The sequence below is a fragment of the Nakamurella endophytica genome (genome assembly GCF_014646215.1).
GTDB lineage: Bacteria > Actinomycetota > Actinomycetes > Mycobacteriales > Nakamurellaceae > Nakamurella > Nakamurella endophytica.
This window is the reverse complement of record NZ_BMNA01000001.1, coordinates 461,709-481,857: the sequence shown is the minus strand read 5'-3', so window position 1 is coordinate 481,857 and position 20,149 is coordinate 461,709. Positions and strand designations below refer to the sequence as shown.

Annotated in this window: 17 protein-coding genes; 6 read left to right on the top strand and 11 right to left on the bottom strand. The window is 74.3% G+C overall.

What is annotated here, in order from left to right; translation table 11 throughout:
- A complete protein-coding gene (locus tag IEY37_RS02080; protein ID WP_188939818.1) occupies window positions 1-1,845 on the top strand; it encodes an ABC-F family ATP-binding cassette domain-containing protein in 1,845 nt (614 codons plus the stop codon).
- A 70-nt stretch (window positions 1,846-1,915) separates the two neighbouring features.
- Here the strand turns inward: IEY37_RS02080 and IEY37_RS02075 are convergent, their stop codons facing one another.
- The 9 genes from IEY37_RS02075 to IEY37_RS02035 form a co-directional block, all read right to left on the bottom strand.
- Window positions 1,916-3,337: a glycoside hydrolase family 3 N-terminal domain-containing protein gene (locus IEY37_RS02075; RefSeq protein ID WP_229673585.1), complete on the bottom strand. Its 1,422-nt coding sequence runs from the start codon at window positions 3,335-3,337 to the stop codon at window positions 1,916-1,918.
- A gap of 97 nt (window positions 3,338-3,434) precedes the next feature.
- Window positions 3,435-4,166 (bottom strand): alpha/beta fold hydrolase, encoded by a 732-nt coding sequence (locus IEY37_RS02070; RefSeq protein ID WP_188939817.1) that lies wholly within the window; start codon window positions 4,164-4,166, stop codon window positions 3,435-3,437.
- Window positions 4,167-4,240: 74 nt separating this feature from the next.
- Window positions 4,241-4,858, bottom strand: a complete 618-nt coding sequence (locus tag IEY37_RS02065; RefSeq protein WP_188939816.1) for a response regulator — start codon at window positions 4,856-4,858, stop codon at window positions 4,241-4,243.
- Entirely contained in the window at window positions 4,855-6,399 is a 1,545-nt protein-coding gene (locus IEY37_RS02060; protein WP_229673747.1) for a sensor histidine kinase, read from the bottom strand. Before IEY37_RS02060 ends, IEY37_RS02065 begins: the two co-directional genes overlap by 4 nt.
- A complete protein-coding gene (locus IEY37_RS02055) occupies window positions 6,396-7,133 on the bottom strand; it encodes an ABC transporter permease (protein WP_188939814.1) in 738 nt (245 codons plus the stop codon). The genes IEY37_RS02060 and IEY37_RS02055 overlap by 4 nt, the downstream gene beginning before the upstream one ends.
- The gene (locus tag IEY37_RS02050; RefSeq protein ID WP_188939813.1) at window positions 7,130-8,044 is read right to left on the bottom strand and encodes an ABC transporter ATP-binding protein; all 915 of its coding nucleotides are present in this window, start codon (window positions 8,042-8,044) and stop codon (window positions 7,130-7,132) included. Before IEY37_RS02050 ends, IEY37_RS02055 begins: the two co-directional genes overlap by 4 nt.
- Before the next feature lie 248 nt (window positions 8,045-8,292).
- Window positions 8,293-9,936, bottom strand: a complete 1,644-nt coding sequence (gene mctP / locus IEY37_RS02045; protein ID WP_188939812.1) for a monocarboxylate uptake permease MctP — start codon at window positions 9,934-9,936, stop codon at window positions 8,293-8,295.
- Window positions 9,933-10,238, bottom strand: coding sequence for a DUF3311 domain-containing protein (locus IEY37_RS02040; RefSeq protein WP_188939811.1), 306 nt, complete (start codon window positions 10,236-10,238; stop codon window positions 9,933-9,935). The genes mctP and IEY37_RS02040 overlap by 4 nt, the downstream gene beginning before the upstream one ends.
- 131 nt (window positions 10,239-10,369) lie before the next feature.
- A complete protein-coding gene (locus tag IEY37_RS02035; RefSeq protein WP_188939810.1) occupies window positions 10,370-11,242 on the bottom strand; it encodes a ribokinase in 873 nt (290 codons plus the stop codon).
- A gap of 189 nt (window positions 11,243-11,431) precedes the next feature.
- Between IEY37_RS02035 and IEY37_RS02030 the strand changes: the two genes are divergently transcribed.
- The 5 genes from IEY37_RS02030 (at window position 11,432) to IEY37_RS02010 (ending at window position 18,624) form a co-directional block, all read left to right on the top strand.
- The gene (locus IEY37_RS02030) at window positions 11,432-13,087 is read left to right on the top strand and encodes a fatty acyl-AMP ligase (protein ID WP_188939809.1); all 1,656 of its coding nucleotides are present in this window, start codon (window positions 11,432-11,434) and stop codon (window positions 13,085-13,087) included.
- 96 nt (window positions 13,088-13,183) lie between these two features.
- Window positions 13,184-13,768: a hypothetical protein gene (locus IEY37_RS02025; RefSeq protein WP_188939808.1), complete on the top strand. Its 585-nt coding sequence runs from the start codon at window positions 13,184-13,186 to the stop codon at window positions 13,766-13,768.
- Between the two features lie 131 nt (window positions 13,769-13,899).
- Window positions 13,900-16,746 (top strand): helix-turn-helix transcriptional regulator, encoded by a 2,847-nt coding sequence (locus IEY37_RS02020; protein ID WP_188939807.1) that lies wholly within the window; start codon window positions 13,900-13,902, stop codon window positions 16,744-16,746.
- Between the two features lie 110 nt (window positions 16,747-16,856).
- Complete coding sequence (locus tag IEY37_RS02015) at window positions 16,857-17,726, top strand: alpha/beta hydrolase (RefSeq protein WP_188939806.1); 870 nt, start codon at window positions 16,857-16,859, stop codon at window positions 17,724-17,726.
- Window positions 17,727-17,835: 109 nt separating this feature from the next.
- A complete protein-coding gene (locus IEY37_RS02010) occupies window positions 17,836-18,624 on the top strand; it encodes an SDR family NAD(P)-dependent oxidoreductase (RefSeq protein ID WP_188939805.1) in 789 nt (262 codons plus the stop codon).
- 96 nt (window positions 18,625-18,720) lie between these two features.
- Here the strand turns inward: IEY37_RS02010 and pth are convergent, their stop codons facing one another.
- Window positions 18,721-19,302, bottom strand: coding sequence for an aminoacyl-tRNA hydrolase (gene pth / locus IEY37_RS02005; protein ID WP_188940156.1), 582 nt, complete (start codon window positions 19,300-19,302; stop codon window positions 18,721-18,723).
- Window positions 19,299-19,979, bottom strand: a complete 681-nt coding sequence (locus tag IEY37_RS02000; protein ID WP_188939804.1) for a 50S ribosomal protein L25/general stress protein Ctc — start codon at window positions 19,977-19,979, stop codon at window positions 19,299-19,301. Before IEY37_RS02000 ends, pth begins: the two co-directional genes overlap by 4 nt.
- Window positions 19,980-20,149: the final 170 nt, after the last annotated feature.

The following is a 20,149-nucleotide window of genomic DNA, read 5'->3' as shown; positions in this document are numbered from 1 at the left end:
GTGGCGAACCTGGTGAACGTCGAGGCCGTGACCGTCGTCCGCGGGCTCCGCACCGTGCTGGACGGCGTCTCGCTGGGCGTGCAGACCGGCGACCGGATCGGCGTCCTCGGCCTCAACGGCTCCGGCAAGTCCACGCTGCTGGCGGTGCTGTCCGGCCGGTTGGTGCCGGACTCCGGGCGGGTGTCGATGTCCCGCGGCACCCGCGTCGAGGTCGTCGGCCAGAGCGGCGACCTGCCCGACGGGACCGTCCGGGACGTCGTGCTCTCGCACTTCGGGCCGGGGGACCACCAGTGGGCGGGCGACGCCGGCGTGCGCACCGTGCTGGACGGCCTCGGGCTGTCGAACATCGGTCTCGATGCTTCGGTCGACCGGCTGTCGGGTGGCGAGCGCCGCCGGGTCGCGCTGGCCGCGGCCCTGGTCACCGACGCAGACCTCCTGGTGCTGGACGAGCCGACCAACCACCTGGACATCGAGGGGGTGGCGTGGCTGGCCTCCTACCTGCTGACCCGGCGGTCGGCGCTGGTGGTCGTCACCCACGACCGCTGGTTCCTCGACGCCGTCGCCGGGCTGACCTGGGAGGTCGTCGACGGCGCCGTGCACATCCGGGAGGGCGGCTACTCGGACTGGGTCTTCGCCCGGGCCGAGCGGCTGCGGCTGGACCGGGCCGCCGAGGAGCGGCGGCGGAACCTGGCCCGCAAGGAGCTGGCCTGGCTGCGCCGCGGCGCGCCCGCCCGGACGTCCAAGCCGCGCTACCGGATCGACGCCGCCGAGGCCCTGATCGCCGACGTGCCGCCGCCCCGGAACACCGTCGAGCTGCACGCCTTCGCGCGCCGCCGGCTGGGTCGCGACGTCGTCGAGTTCCGCGGGGTGACCGCCACCGTGCCCACCACGGACGGGCCGCGCGTGCTGCTGGACCACGTCGACTACCTGGTGGGGCCGGGGGACAGGGTCGGGCTGGTCGGCGTCAACGGGTCCGGGAAGTCGACCCTGCTGCGCATCCTGGTCGGCGTGCAGCAGCCGGAGTCCGGTGTCGTCAGGATCGGCAGCACGGTCCGGCTCGGTTACCTGTCTCAGGAGGTCGCCGAGCTGCCGACGGACCTGCGTCTGATCGAGGCCGTCGCCCAGGTCGCAGGCGTCGCCGAACTCGGCGGTCGCGAGCTCACCGCGGGCCAGCTGGCCGAACGGTTCGGCTTCACCACGGCCCAGCAGTGGACCAGGGTCGGCGAGCTGTCCGGCGGCGAGCGGCGGCGGCTGCAGCTGCTGAGGCTGCTCATGGCGGAGCCGAACGTGCTGGTGCTGGACGAGCCGACCAACGACCTGGACACCGACACCCTGGCCGCGCTCGAGGACCTGCTCGACTCGTGGGCGGGCACGCTGGTCGTCGTCAGCCACGACCGGTACCTGGTCGAGCGGGTGGTCGACGACGTGGTCGCGCTGTTCGGCGACGGGCGGATCACCCACCTGCCGGGCGGCGTCGAGGAGTACCTGCGGCGCCGGCGGGAGCAGCAGGAGGCCCGGCCCGCGGCCGCCCGCGCTGCCGGCCCGTCCGCGGCGGGGGGATCCGGCGGCACCTCCAGCGGGGCTCCGGGCGCGGACGGTGCCGGGCCGGGGGCGGCCCCGGACGCCGGGACGGCGCGGCTGCTGCGCAAGGACCTGCAGCGGCTGGAACGCCGGCTGGAGTCGCTGCAGCGCCGGGAGCGGGACCTGCAGGACCGGCTGGCCACCGTCGGCAGCGACTACGCCGCCGCGGCGGAGCTGGACCGGGACCTGCAGCGCACGCTGGCCGAACGCGACGACGTCGAGGGGCAGTGGCTGGAGGTGGCGGAGCAGCTGGAGAGCGCCTGAGCGCTGCGCCGGGACCCGCCGCCGTATCGCGCCGCGACGGTGCCGGTGCCGGTGCCGGTGCCGGTGCCGCTCAGCCGGCGCAGTCCAGCAGCCCGACGGCCCGCTTGCTGGCCAGCACGTGCCGGGCGGCGTCGCGCACCCTGGCCCGGAACCCGGCGTCCCGCGCCGCCTCGGCCGTCAGCGCCGCCGTCATCGGAGCCAGGTCCTGCGTCCGCACGGACAGCACGAGATCGCCGCCGGCACGCACGAAGTCGACGGCACGCCGACCGGCGCTGCGGTCCTGCACGGCCACCGCATTGCCGAGGTCGTCGGACACCACCAGACCCGAGAAGTGCAGCCGGTCCCGCAGCAGCCCGGTGACGACGGGCCGGGAGAACGCCGCGACCTCGTCCGGGTCGAGCTGCGGGTACCGCGCCGACGACACCATCACCGCGACCGCGCCGGCCGCGATGCCCGCGCGGAACGGCGCCAGGTAGGGGTCGTCCGGCGTCACCTCGTCGTCGACCGCGCCGGTGTCGGTGTCGGTGTTCACCCGCACCCGGCCCAGGCCCGGGAAGTGCTTGACGGTGGCCCCGACGCCTTCGGCCTGCAGACCCCGGACGACGACGGTCACCGCCCCGGCCACCTGGTCCGGGTCGCTGCCGTACTGCCGGTCGTTGGCGCCGATCGGCGGGTTGTCGTCGGCGGTGCCGGGCGGCACGGTGTCCGCGACGGGCGCCAGGTCGAGCGTCACCCCCGCGGTGTGCAGCCGGCCGGCCCAGCGCCGGGTCAGTGCGGCGAGGTCGTCACCGGACAGCTCGCCCTGCTCGACGGCCGTGGGGATCGGGGGGAAGTCGTCGCCGGTCAGGCTCTGCACGTAACCGCCCTCCTGGTCCACAGCGACGTGCAGCGGGACGCCGCTGCGCCGCCCGACGCGCTGTTGCAGCGTCGCGACGTCGCGGGCCAGCGCGGTGGCCGGCCGGGTGGAGCGGCCGGCCAGGAAGACGCCGCCCACCGGGGTGCCGGACAGCGCCTCGGCGGCCGACACCGGGTCCTCCACCGGCAACCCGATCATCACCAGCTGCCCGACCAGCCGGCTGCCGTCGAGTCCGGCCAGCACCCGGTCCACGCAGTCCTTCGGACGCGCCGGCGAGGTGGTCGCCCGGGACGGGGAGGCGGTCGGGCCGGTGGTGGGCAGTCGCGACACGGTCACCGTCCGGGGGGTCGAGGTGGGGCCGGAGGGCGCAGTGCGGGCCGGTGACCCCGGGGAGCGTGCGGTGGTGCCGGTGCGCGGCGTGGACGTCGCGCGGCCCGGCTCGGCGCGGGACGCCGTCCCGGGCGACCCGGACATCGGCGGCGTGGCGGACGGCGTGCCGCTCGGCACGGTGCCCACCGTGGCGGCGCCGGGCCCCGGCGAGCTGTCCGCGGGCGACGGCGCGCTGCTGCATCCGGCGAGCAGCACGGTCAGCAGCACCAGACCGGTCGCGCGCGCCGCCCGGCCCCTGCGGTGCATCGGTCGTCCCTCCGTCGGTGCCGGCCGCCCGCGGGGTGCCGGCGACCCGGTGCGGGCCGGCCGCGGATGCGGGCGACCCGTGCGTCCCGACGTGCCGTCAGGTGCAGACCCAGTCCAGCACGAACCCGGCGAAATCCTCGGGATCGTCGGCGTACGGGCGGCGCCCGCCGCGCACGGTGTTGCGCATGCCGTTCGGTACGGCCGCGGCCAGCTGGTCCAGCAGCGCCCGCTCGCCGGCGCTCTCCCCGGCGCAGCCGAGCACCAGCGTGCGCGCGGTGATCCGGCTCAGCTCCTCCCACCAGATCTCGTCCGTCTGGGACAGCTGCTCCAGCGCCGACCGCGCCCGCGAGTACCCGCCGAGGTTCTGCCGGAGCTTGCCGCGGCGCAGCGTGGTCAGCGCGCCGCTGACCGCCATGCCGGGCGACATGCGGGTCTGCATCGCCGGTCCCGACCGCGGCGGCAGCAACGGCTGGGACAGCACGAGCGTGCAGATCTCGGCCGGCCGGGCCGCGGCGACCGACGCGGCCAGGTACCCGCCGAAGCCGTGGCCGACCAGGTCCAGCGGCTCCCCGGCGAGCTGCGGGAGCGCCTGGACCAGGTGGTCGACGTAGCCGGACAGTTCCGTGCCCACCGGGTCGCTGTGCCCGCAGCCGGGCAGGTCGACGGCGACCAGCTCGCGGCCGGCGCGCACCACCGGGCGGGTGAGCTGCTCGAAGGCTGCAGCGGAGGAGCCCAGGTCGTGGAGGAACAGGATCGGCCGGCCGGTGCCGTTGGAGAACACCCGGAGGTCCCGGCCGTCGAGGATGAGGTCGTGTACCGCGCTGTACATGCCGGTCATTGTGGCTCACGTCACGACCGGGCCGCGGTGCGACGCGGATCACGTCGGGCGGCCGGTGCCCGGTGTCAGCCGAGCAGCCCCCGCTCGTAGGCCACCCGCACCGCGGCGGCGCGGTCGCGGACGCCCAGCTTGCCGTACAGGCGCACCAGGTGCGTCTTGACGGTGGCCTCGCTGACCAGGAGCTGGCGGCCGACCTGGCGGTTGGTGCCACCCGCGGCGATGGCGCGAAGCACGTCGACCTCCCGCTCGGTGAGCTGCTCGACCCGTCCGCGGGTGACCAGCGCCTGCGCCGCCTCGGGGCTGAGCACGGTGCGACCCTGGACGGCCTGCAGCACGGCCGCGACGAGCTCCGCGCGCGTGGACGCCTTGAGCAGGTAGCCGTCCGCGCCGGCGTCGACCGCGGCGTGGATGTCGCGGTCGGTGTCGTACGTGGTCAGCACCAGGATCCGGGGGCGGGCGCCGCCGCGGGACCGCAGCCGGCGGATCGCGCCGACCCCGTCCAGCACCGGCATCCGCAGGTCCATCAGCACCAGGTCCGGGTCGGTGCGGTCGACGAGCGCCAGCGCCTCCAGGCCGTCCCCGGCCTCGCCGACCACCTCGACCCGGTCGTCGGCCTGCAGCATCCCCTTGATCCCGTCGCGCACGACGGGGTGGTCGTCGACGACGACGAGCCGGACGGTCATCGCCCGGACCGTCCCGTCGGCGTCGGCGTCGGCGTCGCCGTCGCCGTCGACGGCGCCGGCCGGACCGGCACCGTCCGGACCGGCACCGTCCCGTCCGGCACCGTCCCGTCCGGCATGCTCCCGTCCGGCCCCGTCCCGGCCGGTGCACCGGACCGGTCCGGCAGCGGCACCGTCACGCTGACCACGCACCCCGCGCCCGGTTCCGACTCGACGGTGAGCCGGCCGCCGGCGAGCCGGGCCCGCTCGGCCATGCCGGCCAACCCGTGCCCGCCGTCCCGGCCGGGCCCCGGGGCGCTGCCCGGGTCGAAGCCGTGCCCGTCGTCGCCCACGTCCATCACGACCTCCCCGTCCGCGTAGCTCAGGCTGACCACGACGCGCGCGGCGCCGGCGTGCCGCGCCACGTTGGACAGCGCCTCCTGGCAGATCCGCAGCAACTGCCGGTCGACGTCCATGTCGGTGTGGACGTCGACGTCGGCATCGGTGCCGGCGTCGTCACCGACATGGACACCGGCCGGGCCGGAGACCTCCACGGTTGCCGCCACCTCGTGGCGGGCGCTCCAGCGACCGACCAGGTCCTGCAGCGCCTCGGCCAGCGGCCGGTCCGCCAGCTCGACCGGGTGCAGCGCGTCCACCGCCCGGCGGGCGTCGCGCAGGCTCTCCCGGGCCAGCTGCCGCGCCCGGTCGACTCGCAGCTCGACGTCCCGCCCGGAGGTCGCCGCCTCGAGCTGCGTCACGATCGCCACCAGCCCCTGCGCGACCGTGTCGTGCAGCTCGCGCGCCAGCCGGGCGCGCTCGTCGCGGATGCCGGCGTCGCGGGCCTGCTCGACCAGTCGTTGCTGCAGGGCCGCGTTCTCGGCCTGCGCCTCGAGCAGCGCCCTGGTCGTCGCGGCCCGTCGCAGCACCGCCTCCTCGCGCCGGTTGGCCACCGTGATGATCACGACGCCGAGCAGCACGTCGAACAGGTAGAGCGAGATCGACAGCGTGCCGGCCGGGACCAGGTTCTGCCAGCCGCCGACCTGGGTGCCCACCATCGGCAGCGAGAACACCGCGATCGCCGCCAGCATCACCGGGCCGGTGAAGAAGCTGCCGCAGATCAGGTACGCCGACCAGCCGAAGACACCGGCCAGCGGGGCCACCACCATGAGGGCGGCGATGAGCCCGTACTGCACCACCACGGCGAGCACCCGGCGCGGGTAGGGGGTGAGGTCCCAGGTGAGCCACCACTCCAGCCACCCCCACGACAGCACGCCGAGCCCGACGATCCAGGCCAGCTCGGACGGGCGGTGGCCGCTGGTCACCGCGGCGAGCACCAGGGCGATCAGCAGCAGCACCCGGAGCAGGTGCCGCGAGACGCCCGCGGGCACGGCGGCGTCCGGCCAGGTCAGCTGCGGGCGGTCGCGCATCCAGCGGCCGTGCGGCTCCCACTCCGGCAGCCGGCGCAGCGGCGTGTAGCGGGGCAGGGCGATCCCGGGCGACCAGAGGTCACCCGGGGTCGTGGTCCCCACCGGCGGGTTCGTCGTCGCCACCGGGACCGCCGTCATTCCCACCGGAACAGTCTGACCGCCAGCAGCGACGTGACGACGCCCCAGCCGAGCAGCACGCCGATGTGCAGCAGCCGCGGCCAGTGGCCGGCCGCGGCGTCGGCCAGGGCCTGGGACGCGGCGCCGGACGCCGTCCAGTCGGAGATGCCGCGCATCCAGCCCGGCATGAGCGGCCGCTGGATCCACAGGCCGGCGAAGAACTGCAGCACGAAGAACAGCACGGTGCCGAAGCCCGCGGCCACCTTGGCGTTGCGGAACAGGCTGGCGATCACCATGCCGATGCCCAGGAACGCCCAGGCCGACAGCAGGTAGGCGAGCAGGAACAGCAGCGGGCTGCGGGGTAGCGGCGCGCCGAGGAACGCCGGCACCACGACGATCACCACGGTGCTCAGCACCGAGACACCCAGCACCAGCACGAGCTGCGCGACGAGCAGCAGTGCCGGCGAGGCGGGCGTGGTGCGCAGCCGCTTGAGCACGCCCATCTCCCGGTAGCGGGTGAGCACGTCCGGCAGCGCCTGGATGGCCAGGATCGCGATCGCGAACAGCACCAGGACCGGTTGGTACACCGAGAAGAAGCTGCTGCCACCCAGGTCGGCGGTGGGATTGCGGGTGGCGGGCAGCGCGCCGAGCACGACGGCGGCGGCGACGGGCAGGATCGCCGCCCACAGCACGACGCCGGGGTTGCGGGCCAGCAGTCGGGCCTCGCTGCGGATCATGGCGGTGGCGGCGCTCATCGGTGGGCCTCCTCGTCCTCGTGGGTCAGGGCGACGAAGGCGTCGTCCAGTCGGGGTTGGTCGACGCGCAGCCGGTGCACGGCGATGCCGTGTCCGTGCAGCGCGATGACGACGGCCGCGGTCACGTCGTCGGTGCCGGTGACGACGAGCCGGGAGCCCTGCTCGGTCGCGGTGTGCACCTCGGGCAGCAGGCGCAGCAAGTCCGGGTCGACCGGCCGGCTGGGCTCGAACGTCATCCGCTGGTCCGTCTGCACGGAGGCGGCCAGTCCCTCGGGAGTGTCGAGCGCGACCACCCGGCCGGCGTCGATCACCGCGACGCGGTCGCAGAGCCGCTCGGCCTCCTCCATGAAGTGACTGACCAGCAGCAGCGTCACGCCGGTGCCGCGCAGGTCCTCCAGCAGTCCCCAGACCTCGCGGCGCGCGGCCGGGTCCAGGCCGGTGGTCAGCTCGTCGAGGATGGCCACCCGCGGGTTGCCGATCAGGGCCAGCGCGACGGACAGCCGCTGCTTCTGCCCGCCGGACAGGGTGGCGTACGCCGCGTCCTGCTGACCCGCCAGGTCCAGCCGGGCGACCAGCTCGCGCCAGTCCCGCGGCCGCGCGTAGAACGCCGAGTACAGCTCGAGAGCCTCGCGGACGGTCTGCTTGTCCGGCAGCCGTGACTCCTGGAGCTGGATCCCGACGGCCTCGCGGAACGCCGTGCCCTCGTCCGCCGGGTCCATCCCGGCGACGCAGATCCGGCCGCCGTCCCGCCGCCGCAGACCGCCGATGCACTCGACGGTGGTGGTCTTGCCCGCCCCGTTCGGCCCGAGGATCCCGAAGATCTCGCCGGGCTCGACGGTGAAGGACACACCATCGAGCACCGTCCGGCCGCCGTAGGCCTTGCGTACGTCCTGCACGTCGATCATTGCCATGCCGTCGATCCTGGGCGGCGGGTGGGTGCGCGCGCGTCCGACGGCCGGCTCCACCTGGGTCCACCGATCGGATGACCCGCCGCCGTGGCGCCGCCGCGGTGCACCGGCGGGATCGACGGATCCACCGCCGTCCCGGTGGCGCACCACGACCACGAGCGCAGGCTCGACGCCGCACCGACACCGCGGCCGCCGTCCGGTGCGAGGGCACCGGGCGGCGGCCGCGGGAGGGACGTGCCGTGCTGCGCGGGTCAGTGCTCGGCGACGCCCCGCAGCCCGGGGTCGCCCTCGTCGGCGTGGTAGTCGGCACCGGACGTGACGTCCCGGCCGTCCCGGACGTGCGCGGCGCGCAGGATCGCGCTGACCACCACGGCGACCAGGAGATTGGCGACCAGCGCCACGATCCCGACGTAGATCTGGATCGCGGAGCCGCTGAACGGGTGCCAGCCGAAGATCGACAGGTTGCCGAGCGCCAGCGCAGAGCCGCCGAAGTGCTGCTTGCCGGTGGCGGGGTTGCCGATCGTGTAGAGCAGGTACAGGCCCCACGCCATGCCGACGACCCAGCCGGCGATCAGTGCCTTGGAGTGCAGCCACCGGGTGTACAGCGCGATCGCCACCGCCGGCAGGGTCTGCAGGATAATCACGCCGCCGATCAGCTGCAGGTCGATCGAGAACTGCGGGTTGATGAACAGGATGAACGCCACCGCGCCGAACTTCACCACCAGGGAGGCCCACTTGGCCTGCCGCGCCTCCTGCTTCGGGGTGGCGTCGCGCTTGATGTACTCCTTGAAGATGTTCCGGGTCCACATGTTCGCGGCCGCGATCGACATGATCGCCGCCGGGACCAGGGCTCCGATGCCGATGGCCGCGTAGGCGATGCCGGCGAAGACGCTGCCGAACTGGCTGTCGAACAGGGCCGGCACGATCGTGTTGGTGTCCGGCGCGCCGGTGGCGTTGTTGACGACCGGCTTCACGCCGGCGGCGATCGCCACGTAGCCCAGCAGCGCGAGCAGGCCCAGCAGGAACGAGTAGGCCGGCAGCGCGATCATGTTCTTCTTGATGGTGTCCCGGCTCTTGGAGGCCAGGATGCCGGTCGCCGAGTGCGGGTAGAGGAACAGCGCGAGCGCCGAGCCCAGGGCCAGCGTGGCGTACTGCAGCTGGTTGTTCCGGGTCAGCGTGATGCCGTCGGCGGGGCTCGGGCTGGCGTCGAACTTGGCCTGCGCCGTGTCGATGATGTGCGACCAGCCGCCCAGCTTGGACGGCAGGTAGATCACCGCGACGATGATCACCAGGTAGATCAGGCCGTCCTTGACGAAGGCGATGAGCGCCGGCGCGCGCAGCCCGGACTGGAAGGTGTACAGCGCCAGCACCAGGAACGCCACGAACAGCGGCAGGTGGCCGACGAACCCGTGGCCGTTGATGCCCATGGTGCGCAGCACGGACTCCAGACCCACCAGCTGCAGCGCGATGTAGGGCATCGTGGCGACGATGCCGGTGATCGCGACGATCAGCGCCAGGGTCGGCGAGCTGTACCGGCCGCGGACGAAGTCGGCCGGCGTCACGTAGCCGTTGGCCCGGGACACCGACCAGAGCCGCAGCACCGGCAGGAACACGATCGGGTAGAGCACGACGGTGTACGGCAGGGCGTAGAAGCCCAGCGCGCCGGAGCCGAAGACCAGGGCCGGGACGGCGACGAACGTGTACGCCGTGTACAGGTCGCCGCCGACCAGGAACCAGGTGATCCAGCCACCGAACTTGCGACCGCCGAGCCCCCACTCGTCGAGGTGGTCCATCGTCGAGCCGGCCTTCCACCGGCTGGCCCAGAAGCCCATCGCCGCGACACCGACGAAGAGCAGGACGAAGACGACGAGCTCGACGGTGTGGATGCCGCTCACCGGGACGTCCCTAGGTCGCCCTCGTCCGGGTTGGCCGGGGCCGGCAGCCGCCCGGCCTCGCCGCGGTCGAGGGACCGGGTGGCGGCGAACACGATGGCCACGCACGCGACGCCGACGAACACGAACGCGAACTGGTACCAGTAGAAGAACGGCAGACCGAACAGCCGCGGGCGGTCCTTGTTGAACCACGGCGTGATCAGCATCAGCAACGGCAGCAGCAGCAAGAGGTTCCAGACGCTGAACCGCAGTCCGCCGCGTGCCCCCGTCCCGCCCTCGTCGCCGACTGGTGTGGATCCCGGCATCGTGCCTCCTCGTGATCGCCCCGACGCGAACGTGCAGGACTGTAACGCCGCCGTGAAGTCGGGTCGCGGCGCGCGGGCCCGGTGCTGCTCCGTGTCCCGGAACCTCGCGACCTGGAGCGGCCCGGAGCGGCTCAGGCCAGCAGTGCGTCGATCGCCTCGCGGGTGGGCGCGGACGTGCTGGCCCCGGCAACCGTCGTCGCCAGCGCGCCCGCCGCGCAGGCCCGGCGCACCGCCGCGGCCGGGTCCCCGCCCTCGGCCCAACCGACGGCCAGTGCGCCGGTGAAGGCGTCGCCGGCGCCGGTGGTGTCGACGACCGTGACCGGGGTGGACGGGACGTCGACGGCCCGCCCGTCCGGCCCGCGGTAGCGGGCGCCGTCCGCCCCGAGGGTCGTCACGACGTGCGGGATGCCGGACAGCACGGCGTCGCCCAGCGTCCTGGCCTCGCCCTCGTTGACGACCGCGACGGTGACGGCCCGCGCCAGCTCTTCGGGGAGCTCGCGGGCAGGCGAGGCGTTCAGCAGGACGGGGATGCCCGCCGCGGCCGCAGCGGTGGCGGCCGCGGTCACCACCTCGATCGGGATCTCCAGCTGCAGCACCACCAGCCCGGCCGCGCCGACCAGCTCCCGCCCCGCGCCGTCCAGCGTGACCGCCGAGTTGGCGCCCGGCAGCACCACGATGGTGTTCTCGCCGTGGCCGTCCACCGTGATCAGGGCGACGCCGCTGGCGCCCGGGACGGTCCGCAACGCCGATACGTCCACCCCGGCACCGGACAGCGCCGCGCGCAGGGGGGCGGCGAACGCGTCCTCGCCGACCGCCCCGACGAAGGCCACCCGGCCGCCGGCGCGCGCCGCCGCGATGGCCTGGTTGCTGCCCTTGCCGCCGGGGACCGTGGCGAATCCCGAACCGAGCACGGTCTCCCCGGGTGCGGGGAAGGCCGGGCAGTGCCCCACGAGGTCCATGTTCACCGAGCCGACCACGACGATCGGGCCCCGGGCGGCGGCCATCGGCGTCACCTCTCTGCACGCGGCCGGCGGGTCCGGCCGGCGCCGACCGTATCGCCCGCCGCACCCGTCGACCCGGAGGGGCGCGGGCGCCTGTCCGGTGGGCAGCCCACCGCACCTGTCCCGACCGGGCGCGAACCTGCGCATCGGCGCCGCCGGGGGACCGCCCGGTGCGTGGCCTAGCGTGGACGGATGAGCGCCTTCCTCGACGCCCTGCGAGCTGCTGCCACCGGCGAGGCCGGGCTGACCACGGGGGAGCCGCACGCCCCGGTCCGGACCAGCTGGGCGGACGTGCACCGGCTGGCCCGCGCCGGGGCCGCGGTGCTGGCGGCCCGCGGGGTCCGGCCGGGCGACGCCGTGGCGGTGCTGGCCGGGGCGCCGGTCGACGTGGCGCCCGCGGCGCAGGCGGTCTGGCTCGCCGGTGGTTCGGTGACGATGCTGCACCAGCCGACGGCCCGGACCCGGCCCGAGCACTACGCGGCCGAGACCCTCACCACGTTGCGGGTCATCGCCGCCCGCCTGGTCGTCGTCGGCGCGCCGTTCGAGCACTTCGTGCCGCTGCTGGCCGAGCAGGGCGTCCCCGCCGTCACGGTCGACGAGCTGCGGGGCGGAGACCCCTCCGCGGCCGTCGATGTCGACCGCGCGCCGTCGGATCCGGCCCTGCTGCAACTGACCTCGGGCTCCACGGCGGTGCCCAAGGCCGTCCGCATCACCCACGGCAACCTCTGGGCGAACATCGAGTCCATGTGCGCCGCAGCGGATCTGCGGGCCGGTCGGGACGTCATGGTGTCCTGGCTGCCGCTCTTCCACGACATGGGCATGGTCGGCTTCCTGACCCTGCCGATGTGCCGGGGCATCGAGTCGGTGTGCGTCACGCCGGCCGACTTCCTGTCCCGGCCGCTGCTCTGGCTGGAGCTGGTCAGCAGGTACGGCGGGACGTGCACCGCTGCACCGAACTTCGCGTACGCCCTGGCGGCGCGGGTGCTGGCCAGGGCCGACGGACTGGACCTGTCGTCGCTGCGGTTCGCTCTGAACGGGGCGGAGCCGATCGACGTGTCCGCCGTGCAGGGTTTCCTGGCCGCCGGCGAGCGGTTCGGCCTGCCGCCCACCGCCGTCGTCTGCGCCTACGGCATGGCCGAGGCGACGCTGGGCGTGTCGTTCCATCCCTGGGGCACGCCGTTGCAGGTCGACGTGCTGGACGCCGTTGCCCTGGAGACCGACCGCAGGGCGCGACCCGCCGACCCCGGCGCGCCGGCCGGCAGCGTGCGGACGTTCCCGGTGCTGGGGCCGCCGCTGGCCGGCATCGAGGTCCAGGTCAGGGACCCGCAGGGGGCGGCGTTGGCTGAGGGCGGGGTCGGCGTGCTGCACCTGCGCGGCGACTCGGTGACCGAGCTGTACCTCTCGGTGGACGGGCCGCGACCCACCCGTGATGCCGACGGATGGCTGGACACCGGGGACCTGGGCTACCTCTCCGGCGGCCGGGTGGTGGTCTGCGGCCGGGTCAAGGACGTGATCATCATGGGCGGCCGGAACATCCACCCGACCGACATCGAGCGGGTCGCCCTGCAGGTCGAGGGCGTCCGCGCCGGGAACGCCGTGGCCGTGCGGTACGTGCCCGCGGGGCGCCGGGAGAGCTTCGCCGTCGGTGTCGAGTCGCGGGAGGCCGGGGACCCGGCCGCGGTGCGGCGGATCGAGGACGGGGTGCGCTCGGCGGTCACCGCGGAGATGGGTGTCCGTCCCGCCCTGGTGGCGGTGCTGCCGGTGGGAACCCTGCCCAAGACGCCGTCCGGCAAGCTGCAGCGCTCCGCGGCGGCCGCGCTGCTGGACCGGCTCACCGCGCCGAACTGACCCGGATCGGCGGGCTCCGGCGCCGCCGCCGGTGCGGCGGAACGGCGGGCGCCAGTCGGCCGTCCAACCGCCACTGGCGGCCGGGAGGAGACGGTGATGGGCAGGATCTGGCGGTTCGTTCCCGCGGTGTGCGCGGCGGTGGTGTTGTCGGCCTGCGCCACCGGCACGGGTGGCCTGGCCCGGCCGGTCGACACCGGCGGCTCCGCGACCTCGCCGTCGTCCGGACCGTCGAGTGCCGCCGCAGCGGCCGTCGACGGAGCCACGACGACGTTCCGGTGGAACACCGGCGCGCTGCCGCCACCGTACAGCCACTCCTGGGTGGTGACCCTGCAGGGCACCGCGGGCACGCTGACCTTCCGCGCCGACGGCAGGGGCGCACCGTCGTGGTCGGCTCCGTTCACCGTGGACGCCGCGCGCGCGGCCGGGTACCGGTCGGCGATGGCCGGCGAGGTCTCCGGCGGCACGGACACCGACGACGACTACCTGGCCGGCGGCTCGACCGGCAGCTACAAGATGGTTCTCGCGGACGGCACCCGCTGGCAGGGCAAGCTCGGCGGCAACGACGCCACCCGCGCGCTGCTCGACCGGCTCGAGGAGCAGAGCAAGGCCCTGGTGCCGGCGGACGTGTGGTCCGGAGTGGAGGGTCGCTACACGGCCTGGCAGAAGACCGCGCCGCGCTGACCGGACCGGCCGGCGGGCCGAGGATCTGCCGTACCGGTCCGCGCGGATGCAGGTCCGGGCTCCGGTGGCCGCCCACGCGGGAGGTCGCCGTCGGTCGGTGTGGTCGCATCTGCGGCGATACCCTCCGGCCCGTGGACCGGCCGCACAGCCGCTCATCGGCTCTCGATACGGCGACGGCGGCGCAGCAGCGGGCACCGGCGGGCCTCGGCCGCCCGTCCGCCGGCAGCCGGATCATCGGTCGGGACGTCGAGAAGGCGGCCATCGACCAGCTGATATCCGCCGTCCGCGACGGCGTCAGCGGGACGCTCGTGCTCATCGGAGAGCCCGGGATCGGCAAGACGGAGTTGCTGCACTACGCCGCGGTGTCGGCCGGCGGATTTCACGTGGCAACGGCCGTCGGCGTCGAATCCGAGAGCCGGCTCGGCTTCGCCGGGCTGCACCAGCTGCTCCTGCCGTACCTCGATCGGGTGGACGAACTCCCGGAACCGCAACAGGAAGCATTGACCACTGCGTTCGGGTTGCGGGCGGGTGACCCGCCGGACCGCTTCCTGATCGGCCTGGCCGCTTTGACCTTGCTCAACGGCGTGGCAGCTGCCGGTCCCGTGCTGTGTGTCGTCGACGACGGCCAGTGGCTCGACCGGGAGTCGCTCGAAGCGGTGGCCTTCGTCTGCAGGCGGCTGCAGATGGACGGCATCGGCGTGCTCCTGGCGCTGCGGGGCGAGCCGGACCCGGCCGTGGGACTCGGCGCCTTCCACACCCTCCGGATCGGAGGCCTGCCCGACGTGGACGCCGGACGGTTGGTCGCGTCGCGGTTGGCAGGAAGGCGCCTGGACCCGCGCGTCGGACAGCGGATCGTCGCCGACACCGGCGGCAATCCGCTGGCTCTGTCTGAGGTCGTCGACGGTCTCAGCGCCGACCAACTGGCCGGCCGGATGCCGCTCCCGGCAGGACTTCCCCTCGGGTCCAGGCTGGAATCGCTGTTCCTGTCACGGATTCGGGACCTGCCCACCGCCACCCGAAGCCTGCTGCTGTTGATCAGCATCGCTCCCACCAACGACCCCGCTGCGGTGTGGCGGGCTGCGGCGGCATGGCAGCTGACCCCGTCCGACGCGGACGCGGCCGTGGCGGCGGAGATCCTGACGGACGGACCCGAGCCGGTGTTCCGCCATCCGCTGATCCGCACGGCCGTGTATTCCCGGGCCACTCCGGCCGCGCGTCGGCGAGCGCACGCCGCCATGGCCGAGGCCACCGATCCGGACCGGGACGGCGACCGGCGTGCGTGGCACCTGGCCGAGGCCGCCGTCGGGCCGGACGACGACGTGGCCGCCGAGCTCGAGGCGGCGGCGGACAGCGGCCGACAGCGCGGCGGATGGACCGCGGCCGCCGCGCTGCTGCTGCGGGCCGCCTCGCTGTCGTCGGATCCCGGAGCCCGGGCCGCCCGGTTGTTCGCCTCGGCCCAGGCGCAGCTGCGAGCCGGGGACCTGCAGGCCGCTCGGCTGCGCCTGCTCGAGTCCCGCCCCGATCTGCGGTCACCCCTGCTGCGGGCGGAGGCGGCGCGCGCGGAAGCGTTCCTGCTGTTCGCCTCCGGCCGGCTGGCGACCGTCCCGGTGCTGCTGCTCGAGGCTGCGTCCACGGCGGCCCCGCTCTCCCCGTCCACGGCGCGGGAGATCCTCTTCGAGGCGCTGGTCACCGGGATCATCGGCCATCACGAGCAGCGCGACTGGACCGTGGTCGGCATCGCCCGGACCGCGCTGGACGCGCTCGGCGGCGTGACGGCGCAGCTTTCCGTCACGGAGACGCTGATGGCAGCTCTGGCCACCCGCCACGCCGCCGGGCACGAGCAGGCGGCTCCGCTCCTGCGCGCGGCGCTGCTGGCCCTCTGCACCGCGGAACTCCCGTCCCACACCAATCTGTCCTGGGCCATCCCGGGATCGTTCGCCGCGGCGGAGCTCTGGGACGACGTGCACCGAAAGAGGCTCCTGCAGAAGCTGATTGCCGACGAACGCCGGCGCGGTGACCTCGGCTCGTTGCACAACTCGCTGCGCCGCTACACGCGCTGCGACATCGCCGAGGGCGATCTCGCGACCGCCGAGCTCCGCCATGCCGAGGCGTCCGACATCAGCGTCGCGATCGGCATGCCCGACTACGGGTTCGCCCTGCGGAGCGAGCTGCTGGCCTGGCAGGGCCGCGAGGCCGAGCTCCGCGCTGTCGCGGCCGACGTCCTCGGGGCGTCGGGCCCCCGCGCGCACGGCACCTCGTACGGCAACGTGGTGCGCTACGCCCTGACCGTGCTGGAATTGAGTCTGGGGCGCTACGACGCCGCGGAAGCCTCCGCCCTGCCGCTGTACGAGGACGACGCCACCCCGTTGTCCACGACCATCCTGCCCGACCTGGTGGAGGCGGCGGTCCGCGCGGGCCATCCCGCACTGGCCGATGCCGCCCTGGCGCGTCTGGAGCTGCGCGCCAGGGCGTCGGGGACCGATTGGGCACTGGGCATCCTGGCGCGCAGCAGGGCTCTACTGGTCGACGACGCGACCGCGGAGCCGCTCTTCCGCCGCGCAGCCGAGCACCTGGGTCGGTCGCTGCAACGGACCGAGGTGGCCCGCACGCAGCTCCTGTACGGCGAGTGGCTCCGCCGGGATCGCCGGCCGACGGACGCGCGGGTACAGCTCCGCGCCGCGTTCGATCGATTCGCGAGCATGGGAGCGCCGTTGTTCGCGGACCGGGCCAGACGGGAGCTGGCGGCGACGGGCGAGCGTGCGCGCCGGCGCTCAGGACCGGCGACGACCGACCTGACTCCTCAGGAACGCCAGGTGGCCCGACTGGCGGCGCTGGGCCACACCAACGTCGAGATCGCCACGCGGCTGTTCGTCACCACGTCCACCGTCGAGTACCACCTGAGCAAGATCTTCCGGAAGCTCGACGTCACTTCCCGCAGGCAGCTGGCCGGCGCGCTCGGGATCGCCGCCGCGACCTGACGCGACACCCCAGCCGAGTCGACGCTGGGGTGCATCCCCGGTGCGACGGACGTGCCGGCGGTGGTCGACTCCGGGCACCACCGCCACCGCGAGACAAGGAGTCGACCGCCATGACGTCCACACCCGTCCTGTTCATCCACGGTCTGTGGCTGCACGCGTCCTCGTGGGCGCCGTGGATCGACCTCTTCGAGCACGCCGGCTACACGGCGACCGCGCCCGGATGGCCCGGTGACCCCGAGAGCGTCCAGGAAGCGCGCGAGAACCCCGAGAGCATCGCCGACCACGGGATCGACGACGTGGTGGACCACTTCGCCGCGATCATCGGCAGGCTCGACACCCGGCCCGTTCTGGTGGGGCACTCGTTCGGCGGCATGATCGCGCAAAAGCTGCTCGGCCGCGATCTGGCCGCGGCTGCAGTCGCCATCGACGCCGCGCAGATTAAGGGCGTCCTGCCGCTGCCGCTGTCGGCGCTGCGGGCGACGCTGCCGGTGTTCCGGAACCCTGCGAACAAGCACCGGGCCGTCTCCCTGACCGCCGAACAATTCCGCTTCGCCTTCGGCAACGCCATCAGCGCGGATGAGTCGGACGCGCTGTTCGATCGGTGGGGCATCCCCGCACCCGGCCGCCCCCTGTTCGAAGCGGCAGCCGCCAACTTCAATCCGCATTCACCGGCGAAGGTTGACACCGACAACTCCGGGCGCGGCCCACTCCTGTTGATCACCGGCGGCCGGGACAACACGGTTCCGGAGGCGGTGACCCGGGCGACGCTGAAGCAGTACCGACACTCCGACGCGGTGACCGATCTCCTGGAGTTCCCGGACCGTGCGCACTCGTTGACGATCGACCGCGGTTGGCGGGACGTGGCGCAGGCCTGCCTGTCCTGGCTGGCGACGCAGGGCCTGGGCGGCTCGCCCGACCACTCCCCGGACGCCGCCGCAGCGTCCCGGACCGACGGCGCCGATTCCCGGGTCCGGCCGTGACCGTGGGCATCCACCGGACCCCGTCCGGCCTGCGACCCCGAGGTTCGGACGCGTTCCCGTGCACGTCGGGCCGCACCGGCCTCATCGCCGCCGCGATCGGGGGAGCGCGATGAACCTCGGCATGGACGGGAAGGTCGCCGCGGTCACCGGCGGTAGCAAGGGGATCGGCCTCGCCGTCGTCCAGGCACTGGTCGCCGAAGGGGTCAGGGTCGCCGTCGGCGCACGCGAGGAATCACCGGCGTTGAAGGCACTCGCGTCCGACGGGTCCGTGCTGACCGTGCCGGGCGATCTGTCCACCGGTCCGGGCGCCGAACGGCTGGTGCAGCGTGTGCTCGAAACGTTCGGCGCTCTGGACATCCTGGTGAACAATGTGGGTGGCGTCCGCCCGCGGCCGACAGGCTTCCTCGACGTCTCCGACGACGACTTCCGATGGGCGTTCGAGCTCGACTTCCTCTCCGCCGTCCGGATGACCCGAGCCGCGCTGCCGCACCTGCTGGCCCGGGCCCCGTCGTCCATCGTCACCGTTGCGTCGGTCAACGCGACCCTGCCGGATCCGACAGTGATCGACTACGGCGCCGCCAAGGCCGCGCTGGTGAACTTCAGCAAGGCGCTGTCCAAGGAAGTCGGGCCACGGGGCGTCCGGGTGAACACAGTCAGTCCGGGACCGGTCGCGACCGACTTGTGGCTCGGTGCCGATGGTGTCGCCGAGACCCTCGCCGCCAGCACCGGGCTGGACCCGACCGCGGTGGCGGCGCAGGCGGTCTCGGGGTCGGCCACCGGCCGATTCACCCGCCCCGAGGAGGTGGCCCACCTCGTCGTCGTGTTGGCCGGCCCTCGGGCGGGGAACGTGACCGGAACCGACGTGATCATCGACGGTGGGCTGGTGACGTCGATGTGAGAAGCCGCGGGCCGTCCGTCGGCGGCGCTCTACGACCCACCGCCGGCGCCGGGACCACGATCCCTGGCGGCGGCGTCCGACCGCTCCGACGACGGCTCAGTGCAGCCGGTTCTGCGTCTCCAGCAGCCCGACCTCCAGCAGCGAGGCGACGGCGTCCGCCGCGGTTTCCACCAGCAGCGGCAGCTCGCGGCGCTCGGTGGCCGAGAAGTCCCGGAGCACGAAGTCCGCGGGGTCCATCCGGCCCGGCGGGCGGCCGATGCCGCAGCGGACCCGCAGGTAGTCGCGGGTGCCGACGGCCGCGGAGATCGACCGCAGGCCGTTGTGGCCGCCCTCGCCGCCGCCCTGCTTGACCCGGACGGTGCCGGCCGGCAGGTCGAGCTCGTCGTGCACGACGACGAGCTCGGCGGGCGGCACCTTGTAGAACCGCGCCAGCGCGGCGACCGGCCGTCCCGACTCGTTCATGAACGAGCGCGGGACGGCCAGCACGACCGCGTGGTCGCCGATCCGGCCGGTGGCGGCGTCCGCTCCGGCCTTGTGGCGCGAGAGCCGGACACCGGCCCGCTCCGCGAGCCGGGCCAGCACCATCGCGCCGATGTTGTGCCGGTTGCCGGCGTACTGCGGCCCCGGGTTGCCGAGGCCGACGACCAGTGCCGGCACGGCTGCCGACCGCTCGGTCAGGACTCGTCGACGGTGTCGCTGCCCTCGCCGGCGGCGTTCCCGGTGTCCTCGGTGCTCTCGGGCTCGTCGCGCTCGACACCGGCCTCGGCTTCCGCCTCGGCCATCTCCGCGTCGATGTCCTCGGCGGTCGGGGCTGCCTGCACCGCGACGACCAGCAGCTCCGCGTCGGACTGCAGCGTCGCGCCCTCGGGCAGCGACACCTGGGCCGCGGTGATCTGGGTGCCCGCGGCGAGGTCCTGGACGGAGACCTCCAGCGCGGCCGGGATGGTCAGCGCGTCGGCCTCGACCGACAGCGTGTTGGTCTCGGTGAGCACGAGCGCGCCGGGGGCCGGCTCGCCCACGACGGTCACCGGGACGTCGACGGTGACCTTCTCGCCGCGACGGACCGAGATCAGGTCGACGTGCTCGACGTAGTCGCGCAGCGGGTGGCGCACCACGGACTTGGCCAGCGCCAGCTCGCTGGCGCCGTCGTCCAGGACCAGCGTCAGCACGGTGTTCGCGCCGTGCTTGATGGCCGCGGCGAACTCGCGCGCCGGCAGGGACAGGTGGCGGGGGTCGTTGCCGTGTCCGTAGAGGACGGCCGGGATCTTGCCGGCGCGGCGGGTGCGGCGGGCTCCACCCTTGCCGAACTCGGTGCGCTTCTCGGCCACCAGGCGGACGGCGGGGGACTCGGACACGGTGGTGCTCCTTCGGGAACGGGCAGCGGGAGCCCTGGTGGGGCTCCTGCGCTGGGGGACGTGCGGTGGGGCGGCCGCCACAGCGGGGCAGGTCGGGACCCACCGCGTCGATCACGGCGCGATCCGCCAGCGGATCCGCACCCTCGCCGAGGCAACCCGACCACTCTACC

Bases quoted from the DNA above. Each gene is read 5' to 3' on its own strand.
- IEY37_RS02015 (WP_188939806.1), top strand. From the start codon at position 16,857: ATGACGTCCACACCCGTCCTGTTCATCCACGGTCTGTGGCTGCACGCG.
- IEY37_RS02010 (WP_188939805.1), top strand. From the start codon at position 17,836: ATGAACCTCGGCATGGACGGGAAGGTCGCCGCGGTCACCGGCGGTAGC.
- IEY37_RS02075 (WP_229673585.1), bottom strand. From the start codon at position 3,337: ATGCACCGCAGGGGCCGGGCGGCGCGCGCGACCGGTCTGGTGCTGCTG.
- IEY37_RS02025 (WP_188939808.1), top strand. From the start codon at position 13,184: ATGGGCAGGATCTGGCGGTTCGTTCCCGCGGTGTGCGCGGCGGTGGTG.
- IEY37_RS02060 (WP_229673747.1), bottom strand. From the start codon at position 6,399: ATGACGGCGGTCCCGGTGGCGACGACGAACCCGCCGGTGGGGACCACG.
- IEY37_RS02065 (WP_188939816.1), bottom strand. From the start codon at position 4,858: ATGACCGTCCGGCTCGTCGTCGTCGACGACCACCCCGTCGTGCGCGAC.
- IEY37_RS02035 (WP_188939810.1), bottom strand. From the start codon at position 11,242: ATGGCCGCCGCCCGGGGCCCGATCGTCGTGGTCGGCTCGGTGAACATG.
- IEY37_RS02070 (WP_188939817.1), bottom strand. From the start codon at position 4,166: ATGTACAGCGCGGTACACGACCTCATCCTCGACGGCCGGGACCTCCGG.
- IEY37_RS02040 (WP_188939811.1), bottom strand. From the start codon at position 10,238: ATGCCGGGATCCACACCAGTCGGCGACGAGGGCGGGACGGGGGCACGC.
- IEY37_RS02050 (WP_188939813.1), bottom strand. From the start codon at position 8,044: ATGGCAATGATCGACGTGCAGGACGTACGCAAGGCCTACGGCGGCCGG.
- IEY37_RS02030 (WP_188939809.1), top strand. From the start codon at position 11,432: ATGAGCGCCTTCCTCGACGCCCTGCGAGCTGCTGCCACCGGCGAGGCC.
- IEY37_RS02055 (WP_188939814.1), bottom strand. From the start codon at position 7,133: ATGAGCGCCGCCACCGCCATGATCCGCAGCGAGGCCCGACTGCTGGCC.